Origin of the sequence: Rhodococcus sp. NPDC059969, assembly GCF_042738325.1 — a bacterium.
Classification (GTDB): Bacteria; Actinomycetota; Actinomycetes; order Mycobacteriales; family Mycobacteriaceae; genus Rhodococcus_F.
In genome coordinates this window covers 71,453-78,456 of sequence record NZ_JBHWUF010000016.1, presented here as the reverse complement: position 1 = coordinate 78,456, position 7,004 = coordinate 71,453, and the positions used below count along the sequence as shown (strand labels likewise).

Genomic DNA, 7,004 nt, shown 5'->3' with positions numbered 1-7,004 from the left:
TATCGGGCGGGTGCCCCGGGTGGGGGCCCGGCCCCCCCCCCCCCCGCCCCCGTTTTGGGGCCGCTTGCGGCCGACCACCTTCAAAACGTCTGGGGGGTTTACGTCTAATTTCCCCCCCCACGCCCCATCTTCGTTTGCGGAGACCTTATCCGGCTGCAGGCTCCGCCGGAACAGTGGCAGCAGTCTTGCCGCCGGTGATCTTCACGATCGGCAGAACCAGCGCGGCCGGAGCCGACGCCGGAACCACGGGCGACTTGGGTGCGATCGGAGCCAAACGCTCGTAGCCGCTGCCCTGAGCGGGACGCAGGTCCGTCTCCCCCTTGTTCGGCCACAGCGAGGCCGAGCGCTCAGCCTGAGCGGCAATGGTGAGCGACGGATTCACACCCAGATTGGCCGAGACCGCTGCTCCGTCGACGACGCTGAGCGTCGGGTAGCCGTAGACGCGGTGGTAGGGATCGATGACCCCGTGATCGGAATCCGACGCGATAGCGCAACCGCCGAGGAAGTGCGCCGTCAGCGGCACGTTGAAGATCTCGCCCCACGTACCGCCTGCGACGCCGTCGATCTTCGCGGCAACTCGACGCGTCGCCTCGTTGCCTTCCGGAATCCACGTCGGGTTCGGCTGACCGTGGCCCTGCTTGCTGGTGACCTTGCGTCGACCGAACAGGCCCTTCTTCGTGTACGTGGTGATCGAGTTGTCGAGGTTCTGCATGACCAGGGCAATGATCGTGCGCTCGCTCCAGTCCTTGACCGTCAGCATGCGCAGCATCTGGTACGGGTTCTTCGCGACCACACCGAGGAACTTGATCCACCGCGGTGTCGTGCCGCCGCCATCCGTCATCAAGGTCTGCAGCAGTCCCATCGCGTTGGAACCCTTGCCGTAGCGGACCGGCTCGATGTGGGTGTCACTACTCGGGTGGAACGACGACGTGATCGCCACTCCGCGGGTCAGGTCGAGTGCGGGATCGACCTTGTACTTGCCTGCACCGACGATGGACTCGGAGTTCGTTCGTGTCAGCTCACCGAGCTTGTCGGAAAGCTTGGGCAGCGCTCCGGTGTCCTTCATGTCGAAGAGCAGATGCTGAGTGCCCCACGTTCCGGCCGCGAGAATGACGTTCGCAGCCGTGTACGTGCGGCGGTTCTTGCGTCCGAATGCACCGGTTCGCTCGGTGAACACGTCCCACGAACCGTCGCGAGCCTCACGAAGTCCGGACACGGTGGTCATCGGAATGATCTCGGCCCCAGCGGTCTCGGCAAGGCCGAGGTAGTTCTTGAGAAGAGTGTTCTTTGCTCCGTGACGGCAGCCTGTCATGCACTCGCCACACTCGATGCAACCGGTGCGCTCGGGTCCGACACCGCCGAAGTACGGGTCCTTCGCCTTCTTGCCCGGCTCACCGAAGTAGACGCCGACGGGCGTCTGGATGAACGTGTCTCCCACGCCCATGTCGTCGGCGACCGACTTCATGATCTCGTCGGCGGGCGTCATGTGCGGATTGCGGACCACACCGAGCATCTTCTGAGCCTGCTCGTAGTACGGCGTGAGTTCACTGCGCCAGTCGGTGATGTGCGCCCACTGCTTGTCCTGGAAGAACGGCTCCGGCGGCTGGTAGAGCGTGTTGGCGTAGTTCAACGAACCGCCGCCGACACCCGCGCCCGCGAGAATGAGGCAATCGCGCAACAGATGTACGCGCTGAATGCCGAAGCAACCCAGCTTCGGAGCCCAGAGGAACTTCTTGAGATCCCAGCTGGTCTTCGCGAAGTCTTCGTCGGCATACCGTCGGCCGGCTTCGATGACGCCGACCTTGTAGCCCTTCTCCACGAGACGAAGCGCGCTCACGCTTCCGCCGAACCCGGATCCGACGATCAGTACGTCGTAGTCCGTTGCCCGTTGCTTGCCCATCAGGACACCTCCACCGTGAACCGTAGTTACCCGCCAGTATGCACCTATTCCTTGTGACTACCACCACAAGGGGTCTCATAAGCGTAACCGCAAGTATCAGGAACGGACGAAAGTCCTGCACAACGAACTGTGGCCCCGGTTCACGAGGAACCAGGGCCACAGAAAGGTACAAACTACGCGCGGACCGTCAGCCCGACCTTCTGGAACTCCTTGAGGTCGGAGTACCCGGCCTTGGCCATCGAACGACGAAGACCGCCGACGAAGTTCAGCGAACCGTACGGGTCATCCGACGGACCGCTCAGAACCTGGTCGAGACTCGGACGCTCACCGTAGGAAACCGGGAGAAGCGCTCCTCGAGGAACCGAAGGATGAGCCGCAGCGGACGGCCAGTACCAGCCGCCACCGGGCGCCTCGGCCGACACGGCCAGCGGAGTTCCCAGAACTGCAGCGTCCGCACCGCAGGCGATGGCCTTCGCCAGATCGCCCGAGGTTGCTATGTCACCGTCGGCGATGACGTGGACGTAGCGTCCACCCGTCTCGTCGAGGTAGTCGCGCCTGGCTGCTGCAGCATCGGCAATGGCCGTGGCCATCGGAACACCGATACCCAAGACCTCACCGGTGGTGGTTGCGCCCTCGGTGGAGCCGTACCCGACGATGACGCCGGCAGCGCCGGTACGCATCAGGTGCAGGGCGGTGCGGTGGTCACTGACCCCACCCGCGACAACCGGAACGTCGAGTTCCGAGATGAACGTCTTGAGATTGAGCGGTTCCTGCTCGGTGTGCACGACGTGCTCGGCCGAGATGATCGTGCCGTGGACGACCAACAGGTCGATTCCGGCCTTGATCAGCTCAGGCGTCAGTGCGCGCGCATTCTGCGGGCTGACGCGAACGGCAGTGGTGACCCCCGAATCACGGACCTGCGCGACCGCGGCGGCCAGAAGACCGGCCTGCAGCGGTGCCGCGTGCAACTCCTGCAGATAACGGATGGCCGCGTCGACCCCACCGTCCTTCTCGGCGATCTCGACGAGACGCCGGAGCTTCTCCTCGACATCGGGGTGACGGCCCCACAGGCCTTCACCGTTGATGACACCGAGGCCGCCGCGCTTTCCCAGCTCGATCGCGAAGGTCGGTGAGACCAACGCGTCGGTGGGATGTGCGAGGACTGGAATGTCGAACCTGTAAGCGTCGAGCTGCCAAGCAGTCGACACCTCCTTCGACGAACGGGTTCGCCGGGAGGGAACGATGTTCACATCGTCCAACTCATAGGTACGTCGGGCCGTTCGACCCATGCCGATCTCAACGAGGTCGCGCACGCGCGCCCCTTTCTCGTGTACTGGTTGCTAACGAGCGGTGTAGTTGGGTGCTTCGACAGTCATCGTGATGTCGTGCGGATGGCTTTCCTTCAAACCGGCCGCCGTGATCTGGACGAACTGAGCGTTCTGCAGGTGCTCGATCGTCGCCGACCCCGTGTAACCCATGGCAGCGCGCAGACCACCGGTGAGCTGATGCGTCACCTGGGAGAGCGGGCCACGGAACGGAACACGTCCTTCGATGCCTTCCGGAACCAACTTGTCCTCGGAAAGTACGTCATCCTGGAAGTACCGGTCCTTGGAGTACGACTTGGCCTCGCCACGCGACTGCATCGCGCCGAGCGAACCCATGCCGCGGTAGCTCTTGAACTGCTTGCCGCCGACCAGGATCAGTTCTCCGGGCGATTCAGCGGTACCGGCCAGGAGCGAGCCCAGCATGGCCGTCGACGCACCCGCGGCGAGAGCCTTGGCGATGTCACCGGAGAATTGGAGTCCACCGTCAGCGATGACGGGCACACCGAGAGGCTTGCACGCGGCAACCGCTTCCAGGATGGCCGTGACCTGAGGGGCACCGACACCGGCGATGACGCGGGTGGTGCAGATGGAACCAGGGCCGACTCCGACCTTGACGGCGTCGACGCCTGCTTCGACGAGCGCCAAGGCACCCGCACGCGTGGCGACGTTGCCACCGATGATCTGCACCCGCTCGCCCAGTTCACGCTTGAGCTTGGCGATCATGTCGAGAATGTTGGACGAATGCCCGTGTGCACTGTCCACTACCAGTACGTCCACACCGGCATCGGTGAGCGCCATCGCACGCTGGAAAGCGTCGTCGCCGGCACCCACTGCAGCGCCAACCAGCAGTCGACCGTCGCGGTCCTTGGTGGCGTCGGGATGCTGTTCGGTCTTGACGAAGTCCTTGACCGTGATCAGACCGGTGAGCTTGCCGTTGCCGTCGACGATAGGCAGCTTCTCGATCTTGTGCCGACGGAGGAGGCCCAGTGCTACGTCTGCGGTGACGCCTTCCTGAGCGGTGATCAGCGGCATCTTGGTCATGATCTCGACGACCGGGCGGTTCTGATCGACCTCGAAGCGCATGTCACGGTTCGTGACGATGCCGACCAACTGGCCGGCGTCGTCGGTGACCGGCAGACCCGAGATGCGGAAGCGAGCGCACTTCGCGTCGACCTCACCCATCGTGTCGGTCGGCTTACACGTGACGGGATCGGTCACCATGCCGGCCTCGGAACGCTTGACGGTCTCGACCTGCCCTGCCTGGACGTCGACCGACGAGTTGCGGTGCAGTACACCCATGCCGCCGGCGCGGGCCATCGCAATTGCCATGCGCGACTCGGTGACGGTGTCCATCGCAGAACTGACCAACGGGATCCGCAGACGGATGTCGCGAGTCAGTTGACTGGACGTGTCGACCTGGCTCGGGATGACGTCCGACGCGGCAGGCAACAGCAGCACGTCGTCGTATGTCAGTCCCAGCATCGCGACCTTGTTGGGGTCGTCTCCTCCGGTGTGTACATGTCCTGCAGAACTACTCATGCGGTCAGGACCCTCCATGGACCTAGATTCGCCCAGGGCGACCGCTGTAGCAGCCGCCTCGAAACGGATTACGAAAGCTGGATATCGGATAGAAGGCACCTGCACAGAAAGATATTCCTGGCACCTTTTCCCGGCGTTGCACACCATGGTATCGGCTCACTCAAAGGTCCGAACCATCCCACCCACGCTGCGGGTACGCGTAACAAGTGGCGCTGACCCCCCTGACCTGCGTACCGTGGTGCTGTGCGTGATCAACTGCCCCCCGGTCTGCCGCCAGATCCCTTCGCCGGCGACCCAGCTGACCCCTCCGCGGCTCTCGATGCCATCGAGCCGGGCCAACCACTCGACCCCCACGAACGCCAAGCGGTCGAGGAGGATCTCGCTGACCTCGCCGTTTACGAGGCACTCCTCGCTCACCGCGGCATCCGCGGTCTCGTAGTGTGCTGCGAGGACTGCCAACAAGATCACTACCACGACTGGGACATGCTGCGTGCAAACCTGCTGCAGCTCCTCGTGGACGGAACCGTCCGCCCCCACGAGCCTGCCTACGACCCGATGCCTGAGGCATATGTCACGTGGGACTACTGCCGCGGATACGCCGACGCGTCGATGAACGAGGCGATGCACGGCGACGGTTTCGACAGCTGAGCGAAACCCCACCAAGTTCATACGAAAGTGGCCGACAAGCAATTGCTTGTCGGCCACTTTCGTATGACTCGGATCGCAGCGATGCGATCAGGGCGGGGGTGAAGAAGAATCACCCGACGGAGACGAGGCCGGAGCCAGAGGCGTCGTTGTCGTGGTTGTCGTCGTTGTTGTCGTGGTCGTTGCCGTGGGCGACGATGACGGTGTCGACGACGCCGCGCTTGAACCAGGCGCCTGCATGATTCCAGGGTTGGGCGTTGTCGTCGTGGTCACGCCGCCAGGCAGCTGAGGGTTGGCCGGATTGACTGAGATCCCCGGAATCGCCGTCGGAGAGGTGGCAATCGAGGACTGCTGGTCGGTCGTCGACGGCGGCACTGCGGGTGACGTGGTCTCCTGGACCTGCGTCATCAACTTGCCCCAACGCTCGACGAGGTCCGTCTTGTCCTGCGAGTCCTTGACCGCATCGGCACGGTGAGCTGCGTTGTCCAACACCATCTTTGCCGCGGGAATGTCCCCAGCAGCCAACAGACGCTCGGCCTTCTCCAGCTCGGAGGTCGTGTCGATTTTCGCCACCGTCGAGTTTGCCTCGTCGGCGAAGACGACCTGCTTGACGCCCCAAAGAGCATCGCCGGGCTGGGCGTCGTACGCCATCGCCGTGGCGCCACCGAAGACCACTGCTGCCACAGCTGCGGCGGCGGCGATCGGGCGGACCACTCGCAATCGGGAACGGGAACGTGAACGCTGACGATCGGAGAAGCCGGACGGCGTCGCTGTGATCGCAGCGATGACGTCGTCCAACAACGGACCCTCGGGCATCGGAGTCGCAACGACATCGTCACGCCATTGCGAGAGAATCAACGCAAGTTCGTACTGTTCGGTGCTATCGGTTGCTACCGGCCCACCACTCGAAATGGATTCGATCAGCGCATCGTCACGCCGAACCGCAGCCAAATCCACTGGCGTACCGTCGTCGGCGAGATCACCGAGATTCGAAGCGTCACGCTCCTCGTCTCTAGCCAAAGCTCTCACCTGCTTTCGTTACTTCTTTTTTCAGTTTCGCGATCGCCCTGTGCTGAGCGACTCGTACAGCTCCGGCGGTACTACCGACGGCGACGGCCGTTTCCTCGGCCGACATCCCGACCACCAGGCGAAGTATCAAGATTTCTCGATGCTTCTCCGGAAGTGTGCCGAGCAGTTCGTGCATCTGTCTGCTGGATTCCGAATCGAGTGCTCGCTGTTCGGGACCATCGTCCAGTGCTATTACATCCGGTACTTCGGAAACGGGCTCCGACTTGTTACGGGCGGAGCTTCGATGTGCGTCCGCAACCTTGTGTGCCGCAATTCCGTACACAAAGGCCATGAACGGGCGTCCCTGGTCTTGATAACGCGGCAGCGCGGTCATCACGGCCAGACACACTTCCTGTGCGACGTCGTCAGCGGACAGGTGTCCTCGCTCGGCCGCACCCACTCGACCGCGGCAGTAGCGCACCACCATCGGTCGGATGTTCTCCAGAACCAAAGCTAGAGCTGTACGGTCGCCCTGCGCAGCAGCGGCGACCGCGGTGTCCAACTCATCGCTCGTATTTGTCATCGTC

At 63.4% G+C, this 7,004-nt stretch carries 6 protein-coding genes; 1 reads left to right on the top strand and 5 read right to left on the bottom strand.

The window, feature by feature from the left end; translation table 11 throughout:
- Positions 1 to 145 precede the first annotated feature (145 nt).
- The 3 genes from ACFWAD_RS28625 to guaB all read right to left on the bottom strand — a co-directional run bounded on the left by ACFWAD_RS28625 (position 146) and on the right by guaB (position 4,764).
- The gene (locus tag ACFWAD_RS28625) at positions 146 to 1,900 is read right to left on the bottom strand and encodes a GMC oxidoreductase (protein ID WP_378549953.1); all 1,755 of its coding nucleotides are present in this window, start codon (positions 1,898 to 1,900) and stop codon (positions 146 to 148) included.
- A 173-nt stretch (positions 1,901 to 2,073) separates the two neighbouring features.
- On the bottom strand, positions 2,074 to 3,213 hold the full coding sequence (locus tag ACFWAD_RS28620) for a GuaB3 family IMP dehydrogenase-related protein (protein ID WP_003940976.1): 1,140 nt from the start codon (positions 3,211 to 3,213) through the stop codon (positions 2,074 to 2,076).
- A 27-nt stretch (positions 3,214 to 3,240) separates the two neighbouring features.
- Entirely contained in the window at positions 3,241 to 4,764 is a 1,524-nt protein-coding gene (guaB, locus tag ACFWAD_RS28615; RefSeq protein ID WP_378549950.1) for an IMP dehydrogenase, read from the bottom strand.
- Between the two features lie 243 nt (positions 4,765 to 5,007).
- Here guaB and ACFWAD_RS28610 point away from each other — a divergent pair, with 243 nt between their 5' ends.
- On the top strand, positions 5,008 to 5,412 hold the full coding sequence (locus ACFWAD_RS28610; protein WP_003940777.1) for a DUF5319 domain-containing protein: 405 nt from the start codon (positions 5,008 to 5,010) through the stop codon (positions 5,410 to 5,412).
- An 87-nt stretch (positions 5,413 to 5,499) separates the two neighbouring features.
- Here the strand turns inward: ACFWAD_RS28610 and ACFWAD_RS28605 are convergent, their stop codons facing one another.
- Positions 5,500 to 6,429: an anti-sigma-D factor RsdA gene (locus ACFWAD_RS28605; protein ID WP_378549947.1), complete on the bottom strand. Its 930-nt coding sequence runs from the start codon at positions 6,427 to 6,429 to the stop codon at positions 5,500 to 5,502.
- Positions 6,422 to 7,000, bottom strand: a complete 579-nt coding sequence (locus ACFWAD_RS28600; protein ID WP_003940953.1) for a sigma-70 family RNA polymerase sigma factor — start codon at positions 6,998 to 7,000, stop codon at positions 6,422 to 6,424. The genes ACFWAD_RS28605 and ACFWAD_RS28600 overlap by 8 nt, the downstream gene beginning before the upstream one ends.
- Positions 7,001 to 7,004: the final 4 nt, after the last annotated feature.

What these genes read in the sequence shown, in the direction of transcription:
- ACFWAD_RS28625 (WP_378549953.1), bottom strand. Translation starts at nt 1,900, where the DNA reads ATGGGCAAGCAACGGGCAACGGACTACGACGTACTGATCGTCGGATCC.
- guaB (WP_378549950.1), bottom strand. Translation starts at nt 4,764, where the DNA reads ATGAGTAGTTCTGCAGGACATGTACACACCGGAGGAGACGACCCCAAC.
- ACFWAD_RS28600 (WP_003940953.1), bottom strand. Translation starts at nt 7,000, where the DNA reads ATGACAAATACGAGCGATGAGTTGGACACCGCGGTCGCCGCTGCTGCG.